The 24,644-nt window shown below is 64.0% G+C and carries 23 protein-coding genes; 9 read left to right on the forward strand and 14 right to left on the reverse strand.

What is annotated here, in order from left to right; translation table 11 throughout:
- Complete coding sequence (locus RBA95_RS10760) at positions 1-963, reverse strand: tetratricopeptide repeat protein (RefSeq protein ID WP_306016857.1); 963 nt, start codon at positions 961-963, stop codon at positions 1-3.
- Between the two features lie 69 nt (positions 964-1,032).
- Entirely contained in the window at positions 1,033-1,938 is a 906-nt protein-coding gene (locus RBA95_RS10765; protein ID WP_306016858.1) for a hypothetical protein, read from the reverse strand.
- 103 nt (positions 1,939-2,041) lie between these two features.
- On the opposite strand from RBA95_RS10765, the gene RBA95_RS10770 reads away from it, so the two are divergent.
- The 3 genes from RBA95_RS10770 to RBA95_RS10780 are packed head-to-tail and all read left to right on the forward strand — an operon-like array spanning position 2,042 to position 4,814.
- A complete protein-coding gene (locus tag RBA95_RS10770; protein WP_306016859.1) occupies positions 2,042-3,214 on the forward strand; it encodes a DNA cytosine methyltransferase in 1,173 nt (390 codons plus the stop codon).
- Positions 3,215-3,216: 2 nt separating this feature from the next.
- On the forward strand, positions 3,217-4,398 hold the full coding sequence (locus RBA95_RS10775; RefSeq protein WP_306016860.1) for an NAD(P)/FAD-dependent oxidoreductase: 1,182 nt from the start codon (positions 3,217-3,219) through the stop codon (positions 4,396-4,398).
- A complete protein-coding gene (locus tag RBA95_RS10780) occupies positions 4,392-4,814 on the forward strand; it encodes a very short patch repair endonuclease (RefSeq protein WP_306016861.1) in 423 nt (140 codons plus the stop codon). Before RBA95_RS10775 ends, RBA95_RS10780 begins: the two co-directional genes overlap by 7 nt.
- Here RBA95_RS10780 and RBA95_RS10785 read toward each other — a convergent pair.
- Both RBA95_RS10785 and RBA95_RS10790 read right to left on the reverse strand, forming a co-directional pair.
- Complete coding sequence (locus RBA95_RS10785; RefSeq protein WP_306016862.1) at positions 4,811-5,296, reverse strand: GNAT family N-acetyltransferase; 486 nt, start codon at positions 5,294-5,296, stop codon at positions 4,811-4,813. The two genes, RBA95_RS10780 and RBA95_RS10785, sit on opposite strands and share 4 nt — an antisense overlap.
- A 2-nt stretch (positions 5,297-5,298) precedes the next feature.
- Entirely contained in the window at positions 5,299-6,189 is an 891-nt protein-coding gene (locus RBA95_RS10790; RefSeq protein ID WP_306016863.1) for a LysR family transcriptional regulator, read from the reverse strand.
- 100 nt (positions 6,190-6,289) lie between these two features.
- On the opposite strand from RBA95_RS10790, the gene RBA95_RS10795 reads away from it, so the two are divergent.
- Positions 6,290-7,066: a class III extradiol ring-cleavage dioxygenase gene (locus tag RBA95_RS10795; protein ID WP_306016864.1), complete on the forward strand. Its 777-nt coding sequence runs from the start codon at positions 6,290-6,292 to the stop codon at positions 7,064-7,066.
- A gap of 504 nt (positions 7,067-7,570) precedes the next feature.
- On the opposite strand, the gene RBA95_RS10800 is transcribed toward RBA95_RS10795, so the two are convergent.
- The 3 genes from RBA95_RS10800 to RBA95_RS10810 form a co-directional block, all read right to left on the reverse strand.
- Positions 7,571-7,729: a hypothetical protein gene (locus RBA95_RS10800; RefSeq protein ID WP_306016865.1), complete on the reverse strand. Its 159-nt coding sequence runs from the start codon at positions 7,727-7,729 to the stop codon at positions 7,571-7,573.
- Positions 7,730-7,756: 27 nt separating this feature from the next.
- Entirely contained in the window at positions 7,757-8,140 is a 384-nt protein-coding gene (locus RBA95_RS10805) for a hypothetical protein (RefSeq protein WP_306016866.1), read from the reverse strand.
- A 68-nt stretch (positions 8,141-8,208) separates the two neighbouring features.
- Positions 8,209-9,273: a DUF5694 domain-containing protein gene (locus RBA95_RS10810; protein ID WP_306016867.1), complete on the reverse strand. Its 1,065-nt coding sequence runs from the start codon at positions 9,271-9,273 to the stop codon at positions 8,209-8,211.
- A 168-nt stretch (positions 9,274-9,441) separates the two neighbouring features.
- On the opposite strand from RBA95_RS10810, the gene RBA95_RS10815 reads away from it, so the two are divergent.
- Positions 9,442-10,014 (forward strand): DUF6438 domain-containing protein, encoded by a 573-nt coding sequence (locus tag RBA95_RS10815; protein ID WP_306016868.1) that lies wholly within the window; start codon positions 9,442-9,444, stop codon positions 10,012-10,014.
- Between the two features lie 54 nt (positions 10,015-10,068).
- Here RBA95_RS10815 and RBA95_RS10820 read toward each other — a convergent pair whose 3' ends face one another.
- The 7 genes from RBA95_RS10820 to RBA95_RS10850 all read right to left on the reverse strand — a co-directional run bounded on the left by RBA95_RS10820 (position 10,069) and on the right by RBA95_RS10850 (position 17,843).
- Entirely contained in the window at positions 10,069-12,261 is a 2,193-nt protein-coding gene (locus tag RBA95_RS10820; protein ID WP_306016869.1) for a 3-hydroxyacyl-CoA dehydrogenase NAD-binding domain-containing protein, read from the reverse strand.
- A 15-nt stretch (positions 12,262-12,276) separates the two neighbouring features.
- Positions 12,277-12,576, reverse strand: coding sequence for a hypothetical protein (locus RBA95_RS10825; protein WP_306016870.1), 300 nt, complete (start codon positions 12,574-12,576; stop codon positions 12,277-12,279).
- Positions 12,577-12,611: 35 nt separating this feature from the next.
- On the reverse strand, positions 12,612-13,820 hold the full coding sequence (locus tag RBA95_RS10830; protein ID WP_306016871.1) for an acetyl-CoA C-acetyltransferase: 1,209 nt from the start codon (positions 13,818-13,820) through the stop codon (positions 12,612-12,614).
- Positions 13,821-14,201 (reverse strand): hypothetical protein, encoded by a 381-nt coding sequence (locus tag RBA95_RS10835; RefSeq protein WP_306016872.1) that lies wholly within the window; start codon positions 14,199-14,201, stop codon positions 13,821-13,823.
- Between the two features lie 35 nt (positions 14,202-14,236).
- Positions 14,237-15,403, reverse strand: a complete 1,167-nt coding sequence (locus RBA95_RS10840) for an acyl-CoA dehydrogenase family protein (RefSeq protein ID WP_306016873.1) — start codon at positions 15,401-15,403, stop codon at positions 14,237-14,239.
- Positions 15,404-15,475: 72 nt separating this feature from the next.
- Positions 15,476-17,257: an acyl-CoA dehydrogenase C-terminal domain-containing protein gene (locus tag RBA95_RS10845; RefSeq protein WP_306016874.1), complete on the reverse strand. Its 1,782-nt coding sequence runs from the start codon at positions 17,255-17,257 to the stop codon at positions 15,476-15,478.
- A 94-nt stretch (positions 17,258-17,351) separates the two neighbouring features.
- Positions 17,352-17,843, reverse strand: coding sequence for a MerR family DNA-binding transcriptional regulator (locus RBA95_RS10850; protein WP_306016875.1), 492 nt, complete (start codon positions 17,841-17,843; stop codon positions 17,352-17,354).
- Between the two features lie 165 nt (positions 17,844-18,008).
- Here RBA95_RS10850 and RBA95_RS10855 point away from each other — a divergent pair, with 165 nt between their 5' ends.
- The 4 genes from RBA95_RS10855 (at position 18,009) to RBA95_RS10870 (ending at position 24,630) form a co-directional block, all read left to right on the forward strand.
- Complete coding sequence (locus RBA95_RS10855) at positions 18,009-19,463, forward strand: hypothetical protein (protein WP_306016876.1); 1,455 nt, start codon at positions 18,009-18,011, stop codon at positions 19,461-19,463.
- 198 nt (positions 19,464-19,661) lie between these two features.
- Entirely contained in the window at positions 19,662-22,868 is a 3,207-nt protein-coding gene (locus tag RBA95_RS10860; protein WP_306016877.1) for a peptidoglycan-binding protein, read from the forward strand.
- A gap of 11 nt (positions 22,869-22,879) precedes the next feature.
- Positions 22,880-23,806, forward strand: a complete 927-nt coding sequence (locus tag RBA95_RS10865) for a sulfite exporter TauE/SafE family protein (RefSeq protein ID WP_306016878.1) — start codon at positions 22,880-22,882, stop codon at positions 23,804-23,806.
- Positions 23,806-24,630 carry a TIGR02186 family protein gene (locus tag RBA95_RS10870; protein WP_306016879.1) on the forward strand — a complete coding sequence of 275 codons (825 nt, stop codon included), beginning with the start codon at positions 23,806-23,808 and terminating at the stop codon, positions 24,628-24,630. The genes RBA95_RS10865 and RBA95_RS10870 overlap by 1 nt, the downstream gene beginning before the upstream one ends.
- Positions 24,631-24,644 lie beyond the last annotated feature (14 nt).

The following is a 24,644-nucleotide window of genomic DNA, read 5'->3' on the forward strand; positions in this document are numbered from 1 at the left end:
CTACTGACCGCCAGAGCCCGCCAGCTCCCGTGCGCGGCGCGCCGCCATGCGCGCCTGGACGGCCTGACCATCGGTGCGCGCAGCACTGGCGGCGGTATCAAAGAGCTCCGCCGCCGCCTGATGGTCGCCCTGATCACTGAGGATACGCGCGAGCCCCAAGGCCGCCTGGAAATGCCTGGGGTCAAAGGCGAGCACGCGCTGGTAAAGCGCCACCGCGCCCTCGCTGTCGCCCATGCTCACCAGACAATCCGCATGGGTGGACAGAAGGTTGAGATCCCAGGGCGCATCGGCCAGCCGTGCGGCGGAATCCGGACACACGCTCTCATCAATGACGATATCCCCGCCCAGCTCCAGCGCTTCGCCACGGGCGGGGTCATGGGTCGAACTGGCATGGGTTTCATCCGGCTCGGCGTCGGTGACCGATTGCGATGACGTCTGCGCATCCGTAGTGTCCATGGCCGAGCCAGGCGCGGCGCCTGCGCCCTGCGCCGCTGATGACGGGGTGGGAGCAGACGAAGACGCCTGCTGGTTTTGCGCGGCCGGAGATGAAGCGGATTCAGATGCGCTTTCCTCGGCCGCATGCGTTTGCGGCGGGGTCCGGGTGATCGGCGCCGAGACGCCCGTGACATTCATCAGTGTCACCAGGACGCCGCCTTGGCGCACTTCCGCCTCGCCGCCGGAAAAGGCGCCGGAGACGGAAATCGACACGCCATTGGGCGCCGGCGTCAGCGCCAGGGCAGAGACGGGTCCGCGAACAGCAGGCTCGATCCGGCGCGCGCCTTCGGATGTCACCCCGTCCACATGAAGGACAAGGCCCGTCCCCGGTCGCACCTCCACTCCCCGGGGCTGGTCGTCAAAGCTGAGCCAAAGCTGGGTGCGTCCGGCGTCCTGCAACAGGGAGATATCGCGCAGTTCCGCTTCAGCGGCGCTGCAGCTCAGGGCGGCCAGAGCCGATGCTGTCAAAACCCGTATCATCATACCGCACTTGTGCCGCGAGTCGGAATCGCCGCGCCAGATGTCCTGACGCCCTTTTTAGAACCGCAATCCGGGCCCCAGACGCGCCATGGCGCCGCTCATGCATGCATCATAACCCAGCGCGCCCAGCATCTCGCCCTCTTCATCCAGGACGCGTTCATAGACGGCGCAGGCCTCGCCCGCTTCCGGCATGGCGTTGAGGATGAAAACCGGATCGGCCTCGCCCGGACGAGCCGGCGCTTGAGGACTGACGACGCTCCAACGGACCTGGTCGCTTTCAAGCACGCAATCCCAGCGTCCGGAATCCCCGAAACGCATGCGAACGACCGCGTTAGAACCGGTCTGTTCCACATGCAGCACCTGGGTGCGGCCCGCGCCCCGCACGAACGCCATGGAAGACGATTGGCTTTGATCCAGACAAGCCTGGATCATGGGCAGATAGCGCGGCAGTCCATCGCTCCAGCTGGGCTGGGGGCCGATCTCGGTCGCGCAGCCCTCATAGACCCCCGCTTCGGTTTCGATATGGGCGAAGCGGCCATAACTGCGCCCCGCCCTCTCACATAGCCCGGCTTCGAGTTCGACGGTGACCGCCCCGCCCGCATCATCAAACCCTTCAAACCGGCGCACGCCATCGTGCAGCCATTGGCTTTCCGGTCTGAGCTCGGCGTGCAAGGTCACATCACCCTCGACGGCGTGCGCGTACATGACACGCACGGCCCCGTCCGCTTCCAGAAGGTGCAGATCGCCGTAAAAGCCCTCGCCATCGATTTCATAGCCCGATGTCGGCTCGCCATTCGGTCGGGTGTCGGGGGCCAGGCTGGGTGTAGGCGCAAACGGGCGTGAGGCCTCCGTGTCGTCAAAGCCGGAGAACGGCGATGGCGGCGGCGGAAGGGTCTGCGAACAGGCGCTCAACCCCAGAACCAGCCCGAGAATTCCCGCATAGCGGACGAAAAGACGCCTCATAATCCCGTCACCCTGTCCTTGACCGCCCCGGCCCTTACAGTCGCGCACACTTTAGCGCCCTCTCGCGCTTCGTTCAAAGCGCCAAGCCTGTATGCTGTGGCTCATGCGCAGTGATTCCCGATACGGCTATTACGAGTTCTTTTGTGGCGGCGGCATGGCGCGCCTCGGACTCGGTGCGCATTGGCAATGCCGGTTCGCCAACGATATCGATGCCGACAAGGCCAACGCCTATCGCGACAATTTCGGGCATGAGCATTTCCATCAGGGCGATGTATGCGCGCTGACACCGTCAGACCTGCCGGGCGAAGCCGATCTCGCCTGGGCCAGTTTTCCCTGCCAGGACCTGTCGCTGGCGGGGCCTCGCTCCGGGCTGGCGGGTGAACGTTCAGGCGTGTTCTACGGCTTCTGGCGTCTCATCGAGGGGCTCAGGGCCGAGGGGCGCGCCCCCAAGCTCATCGCTCTTGAGAACGTCACCGGACTACTGACCTGCTCGAACGGCGCCGATTTCGCCGCCCTGTGCCAGACCCTGGACGAAGGCGGTTACCGGGTGGGCGCGCTGGAGATCGATGCGCGCTGGTTCGTGCCGCAATCGCGCCCGCGCCTGTTCGTCGTGGCGCTGCGCAAGGACATCCCCATTCCCGACGAGCTGGTTCTGGATGAAGCGCCGGACGGCATTTCACCCTTCCATACCCGCGCCGTGCGCCGGGCGGCGGAGCGTCTGCCCGAGGCCCTGAAAGCGAACTGGCTGTGGTGGGCCCTGCCCGTGCCGCCCATTCCGAACCAGATGCTGGGCGATCTGATCGAGCCGCCGCGCCGCACGCCCTGGCACAGCCCCGAAGAAACCAAGCGCCTGCTGGCGATGATGAGCCCGGGCAACAAGGCCAAGCTCAAGGCGGCGCGCCAGTCCGACACGCCCATGATCGGCGCGCTCTATCGCCGGACCCGGATCGAACAGGGCGAACGCGTGCAGCGCGCCGAAGTGCGCTTTGACGGTCTGGCCGGGTGCCTGCGCACGCCGGGCGGCGGCTCGTCGCGTCAGTTCATTGTCTCGGTGCGATCCGGACGCGTGCGCACTCGCCCGATGACAGCGCGGGAATATGCGCGCCTGATGGGCCTGCCCGATGAGTACAGGCTGCCCAAGCGCGAAAGCGCCGGCCTGCACCTGGCGGGCGACGGCGTCGCCGCGCCCGTGGTCGCCTTCCTGCGTGAAGGCCTGTTCGAGCCGATCCTGGAACACGCTGAAACCGTCATGCCTACAAGCGAGCCCGCGGAATAGTCATGAAGATCGCCATCATCGGCAGCGGGATTTCCGGGCTGGCCAGCGCCGCCCTTCTCGCCCGGGATGGCCATGCCGTCAGCGTATTTGAACGGTTTGACACGCCGCGCCCGTTAGGGGCAGGCCTGCTCTTGCAGCCGTCCGGCCTTGAAGCGCTCGACGCCATGGACCTGAGGCAGGAAGCCGAAGCCCGCGGCGCGCACATATCCCGGTTGATCGGTCGCACACCCAAAGGGCGCACCGTGCTGGATTTGCGCTATGCGGATGGACGCCCCGGCGACAAGGGCGTCGGCATTCATCGCGCCAGCCTGTTCAATCTGCTTCACGCGGCCGCATTGAAGACCGACATAGCTTGGCGGACCGGACTAGGCGTGCGCGCCCTGCACGATCTGGACGATCGGCCAAGGCTGGAGCTGGAAACCGGCGAGATGAGCGAGCCCTATGATCTGGTGATCGCGGCGGACGGCACTCATTCCAGTCTGCGACGCCAGATCTGCCCCCAAGCCCGCGATCCGGTTTATCCCTGGGGTGCGATGTGGGCGATCCTGCCCGACCCGGACGAACGGCGTGACGGCATGCTCGATCAGGTCTATCGCGGCTGCTCCGTGATGATTGGTCTGTTGCCTGTCGGGGACAATCCTGCAGATCCTGAAGGCCGTCCGGGCGTCAGCTTTTTCTGGTCCTTGCGCGGGGACGCCTTCCCCGCCTGGCGCTCAGACGGACTGGAGGCGTTCAAGGCGCGATTGCGTGCCTTATGGCCGCGCGCCGCCGATGTCATCGACCCCATCAGCGATGCAGATACATTTTCAGAGGCGCGCTACCGCGATTGTGTCTGCCCCAGCTGGCGGCGGGGCAAGGCCGTATTGATCGGTGACGCCGCACACGGCATGAGCCCGCAACTGGGCCAGGGCGCCAATCTGGCGCTGTGTGATGCGCTCAGTCTCGCCCGTCAGCTCAAGGATGACGCGCCCGTGGTCCATGCGCTCGGACGCTTTGAGGCGGAGCGCAAACCCGCGGCACGCTATTACAGTCTGATGAGCCGGGCGCTGACCCCGGTCTTTCAATCAGGTTCCCGGATCATTGGCGTCCTGAGAGACGCGCTCATGGGGCTGGGCTGTCGCCTGCCCGGCATACGCAACTGGATGGGCTGGACGCTGGTGGGGCGTGGTCGTCTGCCATGGTGAACCCGAAGGGCAGCGATGTGTTCACCCCGCAAGACCGCGCCCGGGTGATGCGCGCGGTCAAGGGCAAGGACACCAAACCGGAAATGATCGTTCGCCGGCTCGCCCACGCTATGGGCTACCGGTTTCGCCTGCATCGCAAGGACCTGCCCGGCAAGCCCGATCTGGTCTTTCCCGGCCGCAAGGCGGTGATCTTCGTGCATGGCTGTTTCTGGCATGGCCATGACTGCGCGCGCGGCTCACGCCAGCCCAAGCAGAACGCCGAATACTGGCGCACCAAGATCGGGCGCAATGTAGAGCGCGATACCGACAATCTTGAAACGCTGGCGTCGCAGGGCTGGCGTACGCAAGTCATCTGGGAATGCGAGATGAAGGACCGCGACGCGCTAGCAGAGCGGATCAGGGCCTTTCTGGACTAGAGAGTCCTGAACATCACCAGGGCGTCCACATACCCCAGCTTCGGGTGATCAAACGCGCCCGGCAAGGCGCCAACCACCTCGAACCCGTAAGATCGCCAGAGCCCGATCGCGCGTTCATTCGTCGCCACCACGAAATTGTACTGCATGGCGCGATAGCCCAGCGCCCGCGCCGTCTCAAAGGAATGCTCGGCCATGGCGCGCGCCACGCCGCGCCCCTGGGCGTTCGGAGCGGTGACATAGCCGCAATTGCACACATGCGCGCCGCCGCCCATCTGGTTCGTGCGCAGATAATAGACGCCCAGGACCGCGCTCTCATCCTCGGCCACGAACGCATGCTTGTCCGCCCCCAGCCAGTAGGCGAGCGCGTCCTTGCGGCTCCAGTCGCGCGGCATGGCGTAGGTCTCGCCCGCGCGCAGCATGGGTTCCAGAATCGCCCAGACCGGATCTGCGTCCTGAACAGGGTCAGCCCGCCTGACGATCATGCCTACAGCCCGTCCTTGAACCAGTCCTTGAGGTGATCGACCAGCAGGCGGACCCGGTGCGCCAGATAGCGATTGGACGGGAAGACGGCCCACAGATCGCGATGATCCGGCGCCCAGTCGGGCAGGATCTCCACCACGCTGCCATCTTCCAGGGAGGCATGCGCCGCCCAGCCCGGCAGGGACGCGATCCCGGCTCCATTGGCCGCGGCGCAAACCGCCGCGCGGGCGCCATGCAGGGTCAGGCGGCCGGACACCTTCACTTCAACGCTTTCCTCCTCACGCTGGAAGCGCCAGAGATTGGGAGCGGGCTTGTTGCGATCGATGATGCAGTCATGCCCGGACAGGTCATAAGGATGCTCGGGTGCGCCCGCCGCGTTCAGATAGGCCGGGCTCGCCACGACTTTGATCGGCGCCGGGGCCAGACGCCGCGCGATCAGGCTGGAATCGGTCAGCTGACCGATGCGAACGCCCAGATCGAAGCCTTCATCGACCAGATCGACCATGCGGTCGGAAAATTCCAGACGCACTTCCACGCCCGGCCATTGCGCCATGAAGGCGGTGATCGGTTGGATCAGGCGCGAGGAGCCGAAATCCACCGGCGCCGACACGCGCAACACGCCCGCCGCCGCCGCCTGCTCGGCCACAAGGCCGTTCTCGATGGCGTCATATTCCGCCAGCCAGGGCCCGACACGATCCAGCAGGGCGCGCCCGGCATCGGTCAGACGCACAGACCGCGTCGTCCGCTCCAGAAGGCGCGCCTGCATGCGCTCCTCAAGGGCCGAAATCTGCTTGGAGGCCGCGCCCGCCGTCATGCCCAGCCGTTCGGCCGCACGGGTGAAGCTTTCCAGTTCCGCCACGGCGGCGAACAGGCGAAGGGCGTCGATCCGGTCCATGTGTTTCCTTTAGGGAAAGAGTAAATCCCGAAATGTGGGTATTATATTTCGCGAGCAGGTTTGTCATCTCACATCTCTCACACTGACCGGATGGAATGACATGGCCCGAACCGCTCTCTTCCTCTCTCATGGCGCGCCCAGCCTGCTCACAGGCCAGTCGGCCGCGCGGGACTTCCTGATCAGGCTGGGCGAGACCCGACCTTCTCCCGCCGCCTATGTCGTCGTATCCGCACACTGGGAGAGCGCGCCGGTTGCTGTTACGTCCGCGCGTCGCCCCGCCACCGTTCATGACTTCCGCGGCTTCAGCGAAGCACTGCACAGCTATGACTGGCCGGCTCCTGGCGCGCCCGAACAAGCCGAGGCCCTTGTCACTCAGCTCAACGCCACAGGCATTGACGCCGTGCCGGACGCCCATCGCGGGTTTGATCATGGGGTCTGGGTTCCGCTGGCGCTGATGAAGCCCGACGCCTCAATCCCGGTCCTCCAGGTCTCCCTGCCCGGTCGCCACAGCACGGATGCAGACAGCTGGCGCCTGGGGCGTGCGCTCGCCCCGCTCTCAGAAGACAATATCCAGCTCGTCTTCTCCGGATCGCTGACCCATTCGCTGCGGGATGCGCTATCGGCGCCGGAAGACGCACCGCCCGCCCCCTTCGCCCAAGAGTTCGCGGATTGGGCGCGGCAAGCGATGGCCGCCGGGCACTGGTCCGAACTGATGAACTGGACCACGGCGCCCCAAGCCCGACGCAATCATCCCAGCCCCGAGCACTTCAGGCCGCTCCTCGCAGCGGCTGGCGCTGCAAGCGGCGCCGGTGAACAATTGCATGAGAGTTACACGCACGCGGCCCTCGCCATGGATGTCTGGTCCATTCCGGTCTGAAGACGCAAAGATGCATCCTCTCGCAGCCGCCAATATGGCCAGCGGCGCGGGCTGCATTCAGGGATCAGGCATGCTTGCAGCATAGACCCACCGCCCGGCCCCGCTGGATGGGACGGGGCGGCGGGCGGTGGTTGCACTCGGGGTCTTGCAGCGCTGACGCCTGCAAGACCCCAGGGGCTGCCGACCTCCAGGGGCGAGGCCGGTAGGCAGGGCGGCAATTGAGGGGAGCCGCCCGTCAGGACCGAGGGGGAGCCTGACATGCCGGAAGCCGGGCCGGGAACGGAAACGAGACCGTCTCAAGGGCACTTTGGACTTCCAACACATTAACTCTAAGCAACACTTGACCCTTCACTCAAGCACATTGGTTAACGAATCTGTTAATAATTGGAATATCGATATTCTTTCAAGAAGAAACGAGCGCTGTTCAGATCAGTAAATGATGTTCACTCAAACACACAAAAGCCGGGCGCGTGGCCCGGCTTTCGTTTTTTGAGTCGCATGAGGTCAATCGTTCTTGTCCTCTGAGTCCTTGTGCTCGGAAGGACCGGGTTCGGGGACCCTGTCCGCCTCGGCGCCGTCGGCGCCGGCTTCACGTCGTCTCTGGGCTTCACGATCAAGGGATTCCATCTCGTCCTGCTCCTGTTTACGGACTGTATCGTTCATGACCAACCTCCGAACGCGACTGCGTGTCTAGGTTTCACCCGGACGCACCGGCGGTGGATCGGACGCCGGGAAGGTGTCATCCAGCGCGTCATCGAGCTTGTCGTCCTCATCGTCCGGATCCGGGCTGTCTTCAGGTTTTTTCTTGGTTTTTTCCTGATCATCGGCCGACAGGCGTTCAACGCCTTCGTCGGTCGCGCCGAGGCGCCCCGCAGATGACTGATCGACTTTTTCGCCAAAGCGTTCGCCTTGGCCGCCGTCCAGCGCCTGGTCGACCGGCACTACCTGGTCGCCGAGCTTGGCATCGTCAGGACGCAGCTCGCCCCGGCGCCCCATCGCCTTTGTTTCATCAAAGGGTTGGGCGAAAGCCTGATTATCGGCTGGCGCGGCGTCAGTTGAATAATGGGAAGCCATTTGAGCCTCCTTCTTGCTGTTGTCCTTGCCGGAACAACGCGTCAGGGGCCCTGCCGTTCCGGGAAAGATCAGTCCTGCAGCACAGCGTCGACGCTGATCAATTCCCAATCATGCATCTGGTCGAGATAGGCGTCGAAATAGGCCTTGTGCGAGGCCCCCACGATCACCAGCACCCGGGCGCCCGGTTCATTGCCAGCAGCTTCAACAATGTTGGCCACCATGCGCAGGTTCCGGGTCTGATACCAGCTCACATACTGGCGCGCGACGGCGTCATGATCCGGCGTCGCGGCGGCCAGACCGAAATCGCCATCAATCGTGGCGCGCTGATAGCGCGGTGAATTGAGGAACCGATAGCCGGCCAACACACGCTCGGGCGAGCCCAGATAGCTGCGCGCTTCTGCAAACACGCCATCGACCGCAGGATCAGACTGCGCCCAGACCGACTGAATGGTCTCGCCCAGCGTGCCAGGCGCGAAGGCGTAGATGGAATCCGCCGTGTGATCATCCATGGTCACCAGATGATCGAGCCCCAGACGCGCGCCCAGCGCCACGGCCAGAACCCCGTTCTCATTCCGACTTGCGACCATGCGATCCAGCATGCCAGCCAGCTCTTCGGTCAGTCCGTCAGCGGCGATCCGGTCGCCATCGTCCAGTTGCGCCCATTGCAGGGCAGCCGACCAGAGTTCACCCGCCCCCATGAGCAAGAGCGCCAGAGACCGACGCTCAGAAACCGACGCCGACCGGGGAAACTCGTGCAGGCGAGTCCGCGCCGCCATATACGCTTCGGGCTGGTTCATGCCCAGCACCTCAAGCGCGGGTTGCGGGTCGCGGCAATAGGTATCCGCAACCCCCTCATAGAGCTGGGCATAGCGGCGCAACTCGTCACAACCGCGCCCTCCTATGGATTCAACGGCGATGATGTCCGGATCAAACGCTTCAAGCCGCTCCAGCACCAGATCAAGATCGCCGGGATTGAGCGCGCCCTCGGGCAATTGATTGAGATGCGCCGTGCCCAGCACCAGAACCTGTGTCGGCTCACCGCCCAGAGGGTCCTGAACCCCGGAAAAGTTGATGCCCGGCTCGGCGGCTTGCGCGAGTGTCAGTGCAGCGAAAGCGGAGAGTGTGGTGAGCATGGCGTTCTGTCCCCCTTGCGATCTCTGATCCGAAGATGCCGCATTCCGATCCAACGTATGCGGTTTGAGCCTGACAGTTCACGCGCGAACCGGCGAGTTACAAATGCCAGTCGCCTGTCGCGCGAATTCATGCATACTGCGTTTTTGCGCCCGCAAAGAGAGATTTTCGTGTTTGAGCTAGCCTATTTGGATCAAGCCGCCTCATACGATCAGATCGAGGAAATCAGGGTCGAGCAAACTGGATGTTTCGGATATTGCCCCAGCTATATTGTCTCCATTGAGCCCAATGATGCTTACCGGTTTTGCGGGTTGCACTTCACAGGTAGCGAGGGCCCGCACTTGGGCGTCCTACCCGAACACAGCTTTAAAGCACTTGTCCGAACCCTTCAGGACAATGAGTTTCTGGCACGCAACTCGGTTGATTACGGCGGTGATAATTGCACTGTCTACGCAACAGACCACCCCAGTGCTTACATTTCCGTCTCGTTCTCCAACGAAAATTCCAAACAACTCCACTGGTATTCTGGCTGCAGAATTCAGGATCACGAGTCTCCCCAAACCCGCCCGAGACCAACGCGCCTGAGTGAAGATGCATTCGCCTTAAGCGCCATTGTGGATCACGCCCGAGAGTTGTTGTCTGCCGAAAACCTGCTTGAGGACCCTGACAACTTCTCTGAGGTTCCTCGTGAAAGGAATTGGGGTCATGGCTTCCCCTACGACAACTGCGGCTTTGATGAATAAAAAAGCCCCCGACGCGACTGGCGCCGGGGGCTCTTTTCTGGTCAGGCTTGAGCCTTACGCAGCTTTCGCCGGAGCGAAGCGGCCGTAGAAGGTCTCGCCTTTGCTGGCCATGTCACGCAGCAGGGCGGGGACTTCGAACGGCTTGCCGTATTTGGCTTTCAGCGCATCGGCGCGGTCCACGAAGGCCTTGGCGCCGATGGTGTCGATAAAGCTCAGCACGCCGCCGGTATAGGGCGCAAAGCCCCAGGCGAGGATTGAGCCCACATCGGCTTCGCGCGGATCGGCGACGATCTCTTCTTCCATCGTCCGGGCCGCTTCCAGCGCCTGGGCGTAGAGGATGCGATCCTTCAGCTCGTCCACGGTCGGCTGATCGTCGAGCAGCTTGCCGTTCGGCGCGAACTGATCGAGCTCGTCCCAGAGCGACTTGCCTTCGTCGGTATAGACGTAGAAGCCCTTCTGGTTCTTGCGGCCATAACGACCCAGCTCGTACATCTTCTCGATGACTTCCGCGTTCGGAGTGTCCTCGAACGCATCGCCGAGGTCCTTCTTGGTCTGCTGAAGCACCTTGTAGCCCAGATCAATGGCCACTTCGTCCTGCAGCGAGAGCGGGCCGACCGGCATGCCGGCCATCTTGGCGGCGTTCTCGATCAGGGCCGGCTTCACGCCTTCGGTCAGCATGTACATGCCCTGCTCGATGTAACGCATCACGCAGCGGTTGGCGTAGAAGCCGCGGGTGTCGGCGACGACGATCGGGGTCTTCTTGATCTTGGCCACGAAGTCCAGGCACAGCGAGATGGCGCGCGGGCCGGTTTTTTCGCCCACGATCAGCTCGACCAGCATCATCTTCTCGACCGGCGAGAAGAAGTGCACGCCGATGAAGTTCTCCGGACGCGAAGAGGCTTCGGCCAGGGACGTGATCGGAATGGTCGAGGTGTTCGACCCGAAGATCGCGTCCTTGGGCAGGTGCTCTTCCGCCGCCTTGGTGATGGAGTGCTTGAGCTCGGAGTTCTCGAACACCGCCTCGATCACCAGATCGACGTCTTTCAGGAGCGAATAATCGGTGGTCGCGGTGACCAGATTGGTCTTCTCGTCCGCCTTCTCCTGGGTGAGCTTGCCGCGCTTGACGCCCTTGGCGAAGTGCGCCGCCACATGGGCCTTGCCCTTGTCCGCGCCTTCCTGGTTGACGTCGATCAGCACCACTTCGATGCCCGCCTGAGCGGACACGGTGGCGATGCCGGCGCCCATGAAGCCTGCGCCGATGACGGCGATCTTCTTGATCTCGCCCTTTTCTTCACCAGCCGGACGGCGAGCGCCTTTTTCAAGCGCCTGCTTGGACAGGAAGAGCGAGCGGATCATGTTCCGGCTCTCGGGGCGCATCAGCAGCTTGGTGAAATAGCGGCTTTCAATGCGCAGGGCGGCGTCCATCGGGACCTGCAGGCCTTCATAGACGCAGGACAGGATGTAACGCTGGGCCGGATAATTGCCGTAGGTTTCCTTGAGCAGCATCGGGGATGCGCCCATGAAGACCTGCAGGCCGGCGGGATGGTAGGGGCCGCCGCCGGGGATCTTGAACTTGTCCTGATCCCAGGGCTGCTTGCCGCCGAGAGAGTCCGCTTTGACGAGCTCTTTCGCCTTGGCGACGATCTCGGACGCCGGGGCGATCTCATGCACAACGCCTTGCTGTTTGGCGGTGTCGGCGTCGAGCTGCTTGCCTTGCAGCATGACGGGAGCCGCGTTCATCACGCCGATCAGGCGCGGCAGACGCTGGGTGCCGCCGCCGCCCGGCAGAACGCCGACCAGGGCTTCAGGCAGGCCCAGCTTGGCGCCCGTATCGGTCGCCATGACGCGGTAATGGCAAGCCAGGGTGACTTCAAAGCCACCGCCCAACGCCAGACCGTTGATTGCGGCTGCGATGGGCTTGCCGCAGGTTTCCAGCGCGCGCAGGGACTGGTTCAGGCGATAGGCCGTATCAAACAGCTTGGATTTCGCCTCTTCCTCGGACATGCCCTTGAGGTCGGCCATGCCGCCGCCCAGCTCGGACAGGTCGGCGCCGGCGCAGAAGGCTTTCTTGCCCGACGTGATGACCGCGCCCTTGATGGCGTCGTCAGAGCCGATCTTTTCGACGATCTGCCCCATTTCCTGCATCACGGCGTTGGACAGAACGTTCATCGAGACGTTCGGAGAGTCAAAGGTGATGAGCGCGATGCCGTCGCCGTCCACCTCGAATTTGAAATGCGTATAGGTCATGGATAGTAATCCTATTTAGAAGCCGTCTGTCGATGCGCGCATCTCAACAGGGTGCCCACCCTCAAGCACGAGGTAGATGGAACTGCTGCAGCGCACCAGAAGGCGCTCCGTATTTTCAAGATGTGTGCGATAGCTTAGTCGCGGACAAACTTGGGCGCCGTCTTCTGTGCCGACACTTGCTGCTACGACTTCTTCAATAAGCTTGCGCACGTCTTGATCGATTTCAGTTTTCACGTCGCTGTACTGGCTCAGGTCATAAGTGCCTGCCAACGAGTCCTTGCTCCAATCCTGCTCAGCGCAGGACGCAAGGAACATCGTCGCTAGAACGCATATGACACCAAGCCGAGACACTACACGCGCTCGATGATGGTTGCGGTGCCCATGCCGCCGCCGACGCACAGCGTGGCGAGGCCGGTGCCCTTGCCGGAGCGCTCCAGCTCGTCGAGGACCGTACCCAAGATCATCGCGCCGGTCGCGCCCAGCGGGTGACCCATGGCGATCGCGCCGCCATTGACGTTGGTCTTGGAGTGCTCGACGCCGAGATCTTCCATGAAGCGCAGAACGACGGACGCGAACGCCTCGTTCATTTCAAACAGGTCGATGTCGGACGGGTTCATGCCGGCCTTCTTCAGCGCCTTGCGGGCGGACGGGGCCGGGCCGGTCAGCATGATGGTCGGTTCAGACCCGATGGACGCCATGGCGCGGATGCGGGCGCGCGGCTTGAGGCCGAGCTTCTCGCCCATTTCCTTGGTGCCGATCAGAACGGCTGCGGAGCCATCCACGATGCCCGAGGAGTTGCCCGCATGGTGGACGAAGTTGATCTTCTCGATGTCGGGATATTTCTGCATCGCCACCTTGTCGAGGCCGACAAAGGCGGAGAGATCCTTGAAGGACGGCTTCAGGCTGGCCAGCGACTGCATGTCGGTGCCCGGACGCATGTGCTCGTCATGGTCGAGCTGGGTCAGGCCAAGCTGGTTCTTCACCGGCACGATCGACTTGTCGAAACGGCGTTCCTTCCAGGCCTTCTCGGCGCGGTTCTGGGACTCGATGGCGTAGGCGTCCACATCGTCACGGGAATAGCCGTACTTGGTGGCGATCAGGTCCGCGGACACGCCCTGGGGCACGAAGTAATGGTCGAACGCCATTTCCGGGTCGACCGCCATGGCGCCGCCGTCAGAGCCCATGGGCACGCGGGACATGGCTTCCACGCCGCCGCCAATGGCCATGTCGGCTTCACCGGACATGACTTTCGCAGCCGCCAGGTTCACCGCTTCCAGGCCGGAAGCGCAGAAGCGGTTGACCTGGAAGCCCGAGGCGGTCTCGGCGTAGTTGGCGTTGATTGCGGCGGCGCGGGCGATGTTCGCGCCCTGCTCGCCGACCGGGGAGACGCAGCCCAGGATCACGTCGTCCACATAGGACGTGTCCAGATCATTGCGCTCGCGGATGGCTTCAAGCTGCTGGGTGGCCAGCTGCAGGGCGGTCACTTCGTGAAGCGTGCCGCTCTTCTTGCCTTTGCCGCGCGGGGTCCGCGTGGCGTCGAAAATGTAAGCGTCAGTCATTTAATGGGCTCCCTGTGTTTGGGCTCCCGTCGCGCCGCAGGCGTGGCGGGTCCATTCGTAATGCCCGTCCGAGACGGTGATCTCACCATCAGAGACGAGACTGAGGATGTGCGTGTTTTCGGCCATGGGCTGGCCTTCATCTGCGCATTGCGTGCGCGCTGCGATGCGGTCTCCGTCCCGGGTCAGGGCGAGCACGTCGCAGCTGCGTTCGTAAAGCTCGAGCCGGTCGGGGCTGAGCGTGAACAGGCCCTCTTCCGCACACGAGGCGTCCATGCCCCAGCGTCCGGAGAAGGTCTGTTCGAAATAGGCGCGCGGCGAGGCTGTCTGGAAGACAGCCTCCTCCGCTTGCGGCGCGTCGGGCGCGCAGGCGGCGAGCAGCATGCCCGCCCCCAGGCTTATGACGAGCCGCATCGTCACTAGAGCGTCCGGGCGATCAGGAGCTTCATGATCTCGTTGGTGCCGCCATAGATGCGCTGCACCCGCGAGTCCCGCCACATGCGCGCGATCGGGTACTCGTTCATGAAGCCGTAGCCGCCATGCAGCTGGACGCATTCGTCAATCAGCTCGCACTGGATGTCGGTGGTCCAGTATTTCGCCATCGAGGCGGTGGCCGCATCAAGCTGGCCCTTGATCAGAAGATCCGAGCAATGCTGGACGAAGACCTCGGCGATGGTCGCCTTGGATTTGAGCTCCGCCAGCTTGAACTGGGTGTTCTGAAAGCCCAGCACCGGCTTGCCGAACGCCTGGCGTTCCTTGACGTAGGCGATGGTTTCGGCAAGCGCGCGCTTCATCATGCCCACGGCCTGAACGCCGATCTGCAGGCGTTCTTGCGGCAGCTGTTCCATCAGCTGGAAGAAGCCCTGGCCTTCGCTTTCGCCCAGAAGGGCCTCGGCGGGCACCTTCATGTCCTCGAAGAACAATTCGGCCGTGTCCTGGGACTTCATGCCGACCTTGTCGAGATTGCGACCGCGGCGGAAGCCATCCAGCCCGTCGGTCTCGATCAGGAAGAGCGAGGTGCCCTTCGCCCCGCCCTGGGGGTCGGTCTTGGCCACGACCACGATGAAGTTCGCGGTGCCGCCATTGGTGATGAAGGTCTTGGAGCCGTTGATCTTGTAGCCATTGCCATCCTTGACGGCCGTGGTCTTGATGCCCTGCAGGTCAGAGCCGGCGCCCGGCTCGGTCATGGCGATCGCGCCGACATATTCGCCGGAGATCAGCTTGGGCAGGATGCGCTTTTTCTGCTCTTCAGTGCCGTAGTGCCAGACATAGGGCGCCACGATGGAGTTGTGCAGGCTCGCGCCCCAGCCATCCACGCCCAGTTCGGACACAGCCATGTGGAAGGCGTAGTCATGGCGCCAGTCACCGCCCGCTCCGCCGTATTCCTCCGGCGCAGCCGGGCACAGAAGGCCGTTCTCGCCCGCCTTGTTCCAGACCTCGCGGTCCACCATGCCTTCCTTTTCCCAGCGATCCCCGTGGGGCAGGCATTCCTTCTCGATGAAGCTGCGAACCGCTCCGTCGAAGATATTCACGTCTTCCTGATCCAGCCATTCCGGCTTGGGCACATTGAGGACTTGCGCCGTCATTTCCATCTCCTCCCAAAGATATCTTGGCGAAAAGCCCCCCGCCTTTGGGGCGGAGGGCTTTCGCAGTCAGTCTCAGAACGCCTCGGCTTCGAGGGCCATCATGGTCTCGGCGCCGGATTCGATGCGGGCCAGATGGGCGTCCGCCTGCGGCAACCAGCGTTCGACGAAGTATTTCGCCGTCACCAGCTTGGTCGCGTAGATCGGATCGCTATCGTCCTTCTTGGCCGCAGCCACCTTGGCCATTTTCGCCCACATGTAGGCAAAGCAGGTCAGACCGAAGAGGTGCATGTAATCGGTCGAGGCCGCGCCGGCATTGTCGAAGTTCTCAAGCCCCTTCTCGACCAGCCAGTTGGTGGCCTTCTGCAGCTTGGCCTTCACGTCAGCGAGGCCGTCCACGTAGAGCTTGAGATCGGCATTGCCCTGGTTCTCGGCGATGAAGTCATCAAGCTCGCCGAAGAAGGAGTTGATCGGACGCATGCCGGCCATGGCCAGCTTGCGGCCCACCAGGTCCAGCGCCTGAACGCCGTTGGTGCCTTCATAGATCAGGGTGATGCGCGCATCGCGCAGCAGCTGTTCGATGCCCCATTCGCGGGTGAAACCCGAACCGCCATGGACCTGCAGGCCCGTGGAGACGCTCTCATAGCCCTTGTCGGTCAGATAACCCTTCACGATCGGGGTCAGCAGCGCCATGAAGTCGCCGGCCTTCTCGCGCACGGCCTCGTCTTCGGCCTTGTGCTCGAGATCGCCCTGCAGCGCGGTCCAATAGGTGAAGGCGCGCGCGCCTTCCACGAACACTTTCTGGTCCATCAGCATGCGGCGCACATCAGGGTGCACGATGATCGGATCGGCCGGGCCGTCCGGGTTCTTCGGACCGGTCAGGGAGCGGCCCTGGATGCGGTCTTTCGCGAACGCCAGCGAGTACTGGTAGGCGGTTTCCGCCAGACCCAGACCCTGCAGGCCCACGCCCAGACGCGCCTCGTTCATCATGACGAACATGATCTTGAGGCCCTTGTTCTCTTCACCCACGAGCCAGCCGGTCGCCTCGTCATAGTTCATGACGCAGGTGGCGTTGCCGTGGATGCCCATCTTCTCTTCCAGGCCGCCGCATTTGAGCGAGTTGCGCTCACCCGGATTGCCGTCGGCGTCGGGGATGTATTTCGGCACCACGAACAGCGAAATGCCTTTGACGCCCTGCGGCGCGCCTTCCACGCGCGCCAGCACGAGGTGAACGATATTGCCGCTCATCTCGTGCTCGCCGGCGGAGATCCAGATTTTCTGGCCGGAGATCTTGTACGAACCATCACCGTTCGGAACGGCCTTGGTGCGCAGCATGCCCAGATCGGTGCCGCAATGGGGCTCGGTCAGGTTCATGGTGCCCGACCATTCGCCGGAGAACATCTTCGGCAGGTAGAGCTCTTTCTGCTCCTGAGAGCCGCCCACCAGCAGGGCTTGCGCTGCGCCGTTGGTCAGGCCCGGATACATGCCGAACGCCATGTTGCAGCTGGTGACCATCTCGTTGAAGGCGAGATTGAGATAATGCGGCAGGCCCTGGCCGTCGAACTCGGTCGGAGCGGACAGCGCGGTCCAGCCGCCTTCGGTCATCTGGTCATAGGCGTCTTTAAAGCCGGTCGGGGTTGTGACCACGCCGTCATCCAGCTTGCAGCCTTCATGATCGCCGACCTTGTTGAGCGGGTGCAGAACGCCTTCGCAGAACTTGCCGCCCTCTTCCAGGATGGCGTTGACGATATCCTCGGACGCGTCCGCGAAGCCGGGAATATCGCTGTATTGCTGAACGTTCAGCAGCTCGTTCAGCACAAATTTCTGGTCTCGATTTGGGGCCTTGTAGTCGGGCATGGGGACCGTCTCCGTAGGGGTCGAGGTGGTTATAGGTATGGGGCCATGTCGGCCTGAGCGCGTCGAGTCCTGTCAGGTCCTCTTCGCGAAAGCGTCATATCGGGTCGTCCGGCGCATGGCCGGACCATTGCGTCAGTCGCGCCGAGGCCAGCGCTTCGAAGGCGGCCGCGCGGCGCTTGATGTCTTCGGACGGCTCGCGGTCGGCCAGGCGCTCTTCGAGCCAGGCGCAACCGGCGTTCAGCTCGGCGAGCGCGTCTTCGATATCGTTGCGTTGCTGCTCCAGCGCCGCAATCCGCTCGCGAAACCGCTTGAGATTGCGCGACAGGGTTTCATGAGAGCGGGCGGCGAGCGCTTCCAGATCGAGCATCTCACCGATTTCCTCGAGCGAGAAGCCCACACGGCGACCGCGCAGAATCAGCGACAGGCGGGCCACGTCTGCGGCCGCATACCAGCGCGATCCGCCCCGGCGCTTGGGATTGAGCAGGCCTTTCTGCTCGTAAAAGCGCAGGGTGCGCGGCGTTACGTCGAACTTTTCCGCGATTTCGCGGATCGACAGTTCAACATCAGAAGGCGCGGTCTGTGTCATGTCGGGGAGTGTATGCGCCTTGACGTGAACGTCAACGTCAATCTGGTGACATCCATGTTACGCTCGCAACCTTGTCTTATCGGCGCCTTGACCGCGCCGCATTCGTCGATTGATTTGGCGGTTAACCGAAGCAGACTCGCCGGTTTCCCGGCCAAGGATTTGCAAATGCGCCTGATCGCGTTCGCCGCCTGCCTCTTCCTGTCGCCCGCCGCCTGGGCGCAAAGCGTGACCATGCCGGCTGCGGCGGACGAAGTGCTTGCGGTCTGGCAGGTCGACATTTCCTCGGTCAGCTCGAATACACAGCGCAGCAGCCAGACCCGCAGCGTGCGCTATGGCCCGGACTGGGCCAGCTGGGTCACCGAGCAAGGCGCCCAGATGTGGCTCGATATCAATGAGCGCGCGCTGTATGCGCAGGCGCGCGGCCAGAACGATATCGTGCGCACCAGTCTTTTCGCCGAAGCACGTCGCCATCTCGATATCTATGTTGCGCTCAGCGAAGGCGGACGCCGCGACGTCATCAGCTTTGGCAATGCCGGCACGTTCGACCGCGTCTGGCTGGAGGCCGCCACGGGGGTGGCCAGTCAGGGCGGCGCCCTGTCCCTGACCGAAACCGAGGCCGGCTTCATCGCGCTTTATGATGACCAGCTGGTGTTCCGCGCCGATTATGGCGAGGCCGATACGCAATGTGATGCGCCCTCCATTGGGCCCCAGCAAGCCGCCAGCGCCATGGCCTGGCTGCCTTATGTCGCGCCCATCCACCCGGAGATTCTGGCGCGCCTGTCCGAGGAAGACCGCTTCCCCTGCGCGTTCAGCTTCGTCGTGTACAGCCCTGACAGCCCGGCGGGCCGCCTGGAGCGCTGGACCCGCGTCGAGGCCGATGACGCGGCCATGCCGGAACTGCCGCCCCTGCCTGATGACGCCGCCGTCATCCCGGCCGGCGCTGACCGTCTCAGCCAGGTGATGGACGCCGCGCAAAGCGCGCTCGCCAACGCCCAGGACGCCGCGCCGGATTTGCAGGACTTCTTTGATGAAAGCCAGAGCCTGCAGGAAGACGGCGACTATGCAGGCGCGCTTCTGGTTCAGATCCACGAAACCCATCATTTTGGCCCCTGCCCGGAAGCCTCGATCGGCAGCGACAGGCTGACCTGCGCCTATGCCAGCGCCCTGGCGCTGCAGGGACGCGAACACGAAGCCTTCCGCGCCTTGTCGCGGGGCCTGGACGCACTGGCGCAGGACAATCCGGCTGAAGCGGTCGACCTGATTGCGCCCTTCATCGAGCGCGACGGCCATCCCGGCGCCGCCGCTCGTCTTCTGACCGCCAAGGCTCTGATCGCCTGGGGCCGGGTCGGCCTGCAGGCCCGCCCCGACCTTGATCCGGCGCAATTGCTGGCCGAAGCCCTGATCATGGACCCTTATGCGCCGGATGCGTATTGGGGCCTGGGGCAGCGCTATCTGGCGGCAGGCGCGCCGGGGCCGGCCTGGTCATTATTTGATCTGGGCCGCCAACTGCCCCGCCCGATCGACCAGACCCCGCTCGCCCAGGCCGACCTCCTGGAAGCGCGCATGAGCGAGCTGGCGCCCTTCTGGCTCCCCGCCGACCCGACCACACCTGTTCAGTGATCAGATTCTCTCCGATTTAAGAGAGATTTACGAGGCGTTAACCGCATCACCTGCTCTTGAATCAGAGTTGGGTCCGTGCGTTCGCCCGCCGGAGCGGTGATTCTCTGTGGAAATACCAGATATGGCGCCTGCCACACTGGTTTACACATTATTAACCGCGTCTATAGGGTCGAAACTGGACAATGGAGATGAGTCGGCATGCCGCCTGTGGCGCCCTGGAGTGTGAAGGGGATTGATCCCCGCGCCCGCGCCCTCGCCAAATCTGCGGCGAGGCGTGAAGGCATGACTCTGGGCGAATGGCTCAATCGGGTCATCATGGATGACGGCGTCTCCGACACGGCCAAGGACTGGGATGACCAGCTTTCCCGCTTTCCCGGATTCGGCGGCGGCGATGATGGCGGCCCCGGTCATGACGACCAGCTGAGCGAGTTGGTTCAACGTCTGTCCGACCGGCTTGAAGCCTCCGAACGGCGCTCGACCCAGGCGCTCTCGCATATCGACCAGTCCGTCACCGCGATCTCGCGCCGTCTCGACATGATCGAAGACAGTGTGGATGAGGATGGCGAAAGCGCACAGGACGCGCTCAAGCGCACCCGCGCTCAGCAGGATGAACTGCTCGACCGGGTGCGCCGCCTTGAACGCACCGGTCCGGCTGGCGGCGCGGATCCCGCCGCGCTGAAATCGGTCGAGACCACGGTGGGCAAGCTGGCGGGACGGCTCTACGAGACCGAGCGCGATGTCCGCACCGAGCTCGATAATCTGGCGCACAAGGAAGAGCGTCGTCGCGACAGCGCCGAACGCGGCCTGGAAAAGCTCGGCCAGCGCCTTGAAGACACCGAAAAGACTCTAACCGACGAGACCCGCGCTTTGCGCGATCTGGTCGAGACCCGCGATGAGCGCACTCAGTCCTTGCTGAGTGATCTGCAAGACACTTCACGATCCTTGCAGAGCCGCATCATTTCCGCGGAGAGCGCGACGCAACGCGCCGCTGAAGCCCTGGCGGGTTCGCAAGAGAGGCTGGACGCCCGTTTGCGCCAGCTCGAAAGCGTCCAGTCCAACGCGCTCAAAGATGAAGACGTCCAGCGCCGCATTGATGCGCTGGCGCGCGAAGTCGCCGATGTGATCCGTGATACGCGCAGCGAATGCGCGCGCCAGATCGCCGAAGTCTCTAAGAACAGCGACAGCCCGCGCCTCGAGCGCGCCCTGGCGGATGCCGAGGCGCGCCTTCAGACCGCCGAGCAACGCCAGTCGGACGCCCTTCAGCGCATCGGCGCGGAAGTCGCCCGGCTGGCCCGCGCCGTTGATCAAAGACTGGATAAGTCCGAGCAGCGCCTTCAGCAGCGCCTGGACGAAGCCGAAGCCAAGCGACAGTCCAAGGAAGATCGCGCCGACATCGAGGCGCGCCTGGACAAGGTGCGCCAGGATAACAACGTCGCCGTGCGGCGGATCGGGGAACAGGTGGCCAAGCTTGGTGAAAACTTGGCGGACCGCGTGCAACAGGCCGAGCATCGCTCGGCGCAAGCGGTCGAAGCAGCGGGCGAGCGCATGGCCCAGGTTGTCGAACGTCTAGAACACTCCCGCTCCAATACGAGCGAGCAGGATCTTGAAACGCGCATCCGCGCTTCTGAAGAACGCACGGCCGAACGCATCGAGAAGGCCATGACCGGTCTTCACGAGCGTCTGGACCAGGCCCGGCAGGACACCAGCGAAGCGCTGTCGCCGGTTCAAAAGGCGATGAACGCGCTGGCGATCCGGCTTGAAGCGATCGAGGGACGCAAGGGCAAATCCAAGGACAAGGACGCCGATGAGTCCAAGGCCGTGGTCCAGGAAGCGGATGACGCCATCAACGACTTCAACAAGCCTTTGCCCGAAGCGCCCGATCGCTGGGTCAACAACGACGAGGCGGATGACGATTTCGCGCTTCCGGGTCATGATGATTTTGACATCAAGGCCGAGCCGGCGCGTCCGTCCTCTTTCAACCGCCCCGAGCCGGGCCCGGTCGTCGCCGCCAAGCCCCAAACCGCATCGCAACACAAGGCGCCCCAGCCAGAGCCAGCGCCCGAAGCGAAAGCAGAACCGCGCAAATCCGCCGCCCTGGGCGCGACTGCAGACGCCGATTTCCTGGCCAAGGCCCGCAAGCAGGTGCGCGCCAATCGCGGCGGAGAGGCAGGGTGGACCCCACCCGTCGAACGCGAGAAACGCGGCGGCAACCGGACCTTGCTGCTGGGTGCGAGCGCGCTCGGTTTTCTGGCTGTGGCTGCAGCCGCGGGCATGCTGATCCTGGAAGCGATCAACGGACCGGAAGAAGCCGCCTTGAACGCCGATCCGTCCGCCTCGCTTTCGAGCCTGTTCTCAGAGCCGGCGGATTTGTCAGCCCCCTCCGCAGAGTTGCGGTCCGAGCCCGCGCTTTCAGACGAGACCGTTGCACCGGCAGCGGATCCGCAGACTGCGCCAGCGCCGACGACCGAACCGCAGACCGCTCAAACCCAATCCCAGGCTGAGCCTGCACCGGCTCAGGCTGAGCCTGCACCGGCTCAGGCCGACACTGCACCGGCTCCGGCGCCCGCCCCGCAGACGCGCCCGGCGGCTGGCGATCAATCGCCCAGCCTTGAGAGCGCGGCTGCAAGCGGCGACGCAGTGGCGCGCTATCAGCTGGCGCTGCAGCAGCTTGAAGACCAGCGTTACAGCGACGCCGCCGCGCTGATGCGCCGCGCCGCCGAACAGGGCGTGCCCGCTGCCCAGCGCCGGTTCGCCCTGATGCTGGCCAATGGCGAAGGCGTTCCGGCCAATCCGGCGGCCGCGCGTGAATGGATGGCCCGCGCCGCCGAGAACGGCAATGTGCAGGCCATGCATGATGCGGGCGGCATGTTCATCAATGCCGAAGCCACGCCGGACTTTCAGACAACGGCCGCCCGCTGGTTCGAACAGGGCGCGCTTCACGGGCTTGTGGACAGCCAGGTGAATATCGCCCTGCTGTTCAAGGAAGGGTTCGGCGTCCCGCAAAGCCCCGCTGACGCCTATGCCTGGTTCACCATCGCCGCCAATTCGGGTGACGCCGAGGCGCGCAACTCCGCCGCCGAACTACGCTCGATGCTGACGCCTGAACAACGCGCGGCGGCGGAATCGGTGGCGCAGAACTTCACGCCGCGTCCCTCTGATCCCGAAGCGCAGGGCGATTACCCGCCCCAGCCCTGGCAAGAGGGCGCCGTGGCGAGCCCGGCGCAGGTTGCGCGTACTCAGGCCCTGTTGTCCCAGCTGGGTTATCAGCCGGGCCCGGCCGATGGCATGATGGGATCACGGACACGCAGCGCCATTCGCGACTTCCGTCGCTCCGAGGGCCTGACGGTGTCGGACCGGGTGGACAGCGTCCTGCTCTCACGGCTTGAACAAGCCGCCGCCGGCTAAGGCGCGGCGCGGTGCAGATCTACCTGCCCATAGCCGAGATTTCACTGAACCTCTGGCTATTGCTCGGCCTCGGTCTCGGTGTCGGTTTTCTATCCGGCCTGTTCGGGGTCGGTGGCGGCTTCCTGATGACGCCCATCCTGATCTTCCTCGGCATTCCGCCGGCTGTGGCCGTGTCCACCCAGGCCAACCAGATCGTCGCCAGCTCGGTTTCGGGCGCCATCGCCCATTTCCGGCGCAAGACGCTCGATATCAAAATGGGGCTCATCCTGCTCATAGGCGGGGTGGCCGGGTCCATTTCCGGCGTCCAGCTGTTTGGTCTTCTGCAGCGCCTGGGTCAGATCGATCTGGTTATTTCACTGTGCTATGTCGGCTTTCTGGGCATCATTGGCGGGCTGATGCTGGTGGAAAGCGTCAACGCCATCCGACGACGGCGCGGCGCGGGCGGTTCGGTCCGTCCCAAACGGCGCAAGCGCGGGCTGATCGACGTCCTGCCCTTTAAGACCCGCTTCGCCGTATCCGGCCTCTACATGAGCGTGATCCCGCCCATCGCCATCGGCTTTCTGGTGGGGGGGCTGGCGGCCCTGATGGGCGTTGGCGGCGGCTTCGTCATGGTTCCGGCCATGATCTATCTGTTGCGCATGCCCACCAATGTCGTGATCGGCACCTCGCTGTTTCAGATCCTGTTCGTGGCGGCGCTGACCAGCTTTCTGCAAGCGGTGCAGAACCAGACCGTGGATATGGTGCTGGCGGGCATCCTGATCCTGGGCAGCGTCGTGGGCGCCCAGATCGGCGCGCGTTTCACCAGCAAGATCCCCGCCGAGGAATTGCGCGCCCTGCTGGCGCTGATCGTGGTGAGCGTGTGCCTGAAACTGGCCTGGGATCTGACCAGCACGCCAGCGGACCTGTTCGTGCTGATTGATGCGCAGGGGGGGCAGTGATGATCAGACGAACCACCCTGATGCTGATCGTGATGATTGGCGCTCTAGTCGGTCTGCGCGCGCACGCAGCCCCGCCCGAAGGCGTTCAGCCGCCCGCCCAGATCGCCGCCGCACTGACCGAGGATGTGGTGGAAATCCGCTCCACCTTCGCCGGCGCGGAACTGACGCTTTATGGCGCCGCCACCGGCCTGCAGGAGGGCGATGACATCGTCGTCGCCGTGCGGGGCCCCGCTGGTGATTTGCGGGTGATGCAGAAACGCCGGGTGCTGGGCATCTGGGTCAACGCCGCGCCGGTGCGCTTTGAGGATGTGGCGGGGTATTATGCCGTCGCCTCGACGCGCCCCCTGTCCGAGTTCGCCAGCTTCTCCGCGCTTCGGCGCAACCAGATCGGCATGGATCATGTGCGCCTGTACGCGCCCGAAAGCATTCGCCGTGAAACCCTGTTCGGGGTGCGCAATGTGATGGTGACCGATCTGGGCGGCGAGATCGTGGATTATCGCGCGGCCCTGGTGCGCAACAAGGCGCGGCGCGGCCTGTACGGTGAAGCGCCTGGCGGCGTCGAGCTGCTTGAGGGCGGCTTGTTCCGCGCCCGGGTGATCCTGCCGCCGACCACCCCGACCGGGACATATGACGCAGATGTGTACCTGTTCCGGGATGGCCAGCCCATCGCCACACGGCGTACGGATCTGAGCGTGGTGAAGGCGGGCGTCGAACGCACCATCTATGATCTGGCCCAGAACCGTCCGGTCGTGTACGCCTTGATCTCGGTCCTGCTGGCCCTTCTGGCTGGCTGGACGGCGGCCGCGGTCACCCAGCGGCGCTGATGGTTCACAGTCTG

This window comes from Oceanicaulis sp. MMSF_3324, assembly GCF_030733545.1.
Lineage (GTDB): Bacteria > Pseudomonadota > Alphaproteobacteria > Caulobacterales > Maricaulaceae > Oceanicaulis.

Excerpts from the sequence above, each read along its gene's own strand:
- RBA95_RS10765 (WP_306016858.1), bottom strand. The coding sequence starts at position 1,938 with ATGAGGCGTCTTTTCGTCCGCTATGCGGGAATTCTCGGGCTGGTTCTG.
- RBA95_RS10850 (WP_306016875.1), bottom strand. The coding sequence starts at position 17,843 with ATGACACAGACCGCGCCTTCTGATGTTGAACTGTCGATCCGCGAAATC.
- RBA95_RS10810 (WP_306016867.1), bottom strand. The coding sequence starts at position 9,273 with ATGCTCACCACACTCTCCGCTTTCGCTGCACTGACACTCGCGCAAGCC.
- RBA95_RS10775 (WP_306016860.1), top strand. The coding sequence starts at position 3,217 with ATGAAGATCGCCATCATCGGCAGCGGGATTTCCGGGCTGGCCAGCGCC.
- RBA95_RS10845 (WP_306016874.1), bottom strand. The coding sequence starts at position 17,257 with ATGCCCGACTACAAGGCCCCAAATCGAGACCAGAAATTTGTGCTGAAC.
- RBA95_RS10800 (WP_306016865.1), bottom strand. The coding sequence starts at position 7,729 with ATGAACGATACAGTCCGTAAACAGGAGCAGGACGAGATGGAATCCCTT.
- RBA95_RS10795 (WP_306016864.1), top strand. The coding sequence starts at position 6,290 with ATGGCCCGAACCGCTCTCTTCCTCTCTCATGGCGCGCCCAGCCTGCTC.
- RBA95_RS10840 (WP_306016873.1), bottom strand. The coding sequence starts at position 15,403 with ATGACGGCGCAAGTCCTCAATGTGCCCAAGCCGGAATGGCTGGATCAG.
- RBA95_RS10780 (WP_306016861.1), top strand. The coding sequence starts at position 4,392 with ATGGTGAACCCGAAGGGCAGCGATGTGTTCACCCCGCAAGACCGCGCC.
- RBA95_RS10825 (WP_306016870.1), bottom strand. The coding sequence starts at position 12,576 with ATGTTCCTTGCGTCCTGCGCTGAGCAGGATTGGAGCAAGGACTCGTTG.
- RBA95_RS10820 (WP_306016869.1), bottom strand. The coding sequence starts at position 12,261 with ATGACCTATACGCATTTCAAATTCGAGGTGGACGGCGACGGCATCGCG.
- RBA95_RS10770 (WP_306016859.1), top strand. The coding sequence starts at position 2,042 with ATGCGCAGTGATTCCCGATACGGCTATTACGAGTTCTTTTGTGGCGGC.
- RBA95_RS10790 (WP_306016863.1), bottom strand. The coding sequence starts at position 6,189 with ATGGACCGGATCGACGCCCTTCGCCTGTTCGCCGCCGTGGCGGAACTG.
- RBA95_RS10870 (WP_306016879.1), top strand. The coding sequence starts at position 23,806 with ATGATCAGACGAACCACCCTGATGCTGATCGTGATGATTGGCGCTCTA.
- RBA95_RS10860 (WP_306016877.1), top strand. The coding sequence starts at position 19,662 with ATGCCGCCTGTGGCGCCCTGGAGTGTGAAGGGGATTGATCCCCGCGCC.
- RBA95_RS10805 (WP_306016866.1), bottom strand. The coding sequence starts at position 8,140 with ATGGCTTCCCATTATTCAACTGACGCCGCGCCAGCCGATAATCAGGCT.
- RBA95_RS10785 (WP_306016862.1), bottom strand. The coding sequence starts at position 5,296 with ATGATCGTCAGGCGGGCTGACCCTGTTCAGGACGCAGATCCGGTCTGG.
- RBA95_RS10830 (WP_306016871.1), bottom strand. The coding sequence starts at position 13,820 with ATGACTGACGCTTACATTTTCGACGCCACGCGGACCCCGCGCGGCAAA.
- RBA95_RS10855 (WP_306016876.1), top strand. The coding sequence starts at position 18,009 with ATGCGCCTGATCGCGTTCGCCGCCTGCCTCTTCCTGTCGCCCGCCGCC.
- RBA95_RS10835 (WP_306016872.1), bottom strand. The coding sequence starts at position 14,201 with ATGCTGCTCGCCGCCTGCGCGCCCGACGCGCCGCAAGCGGAGGAGGCT.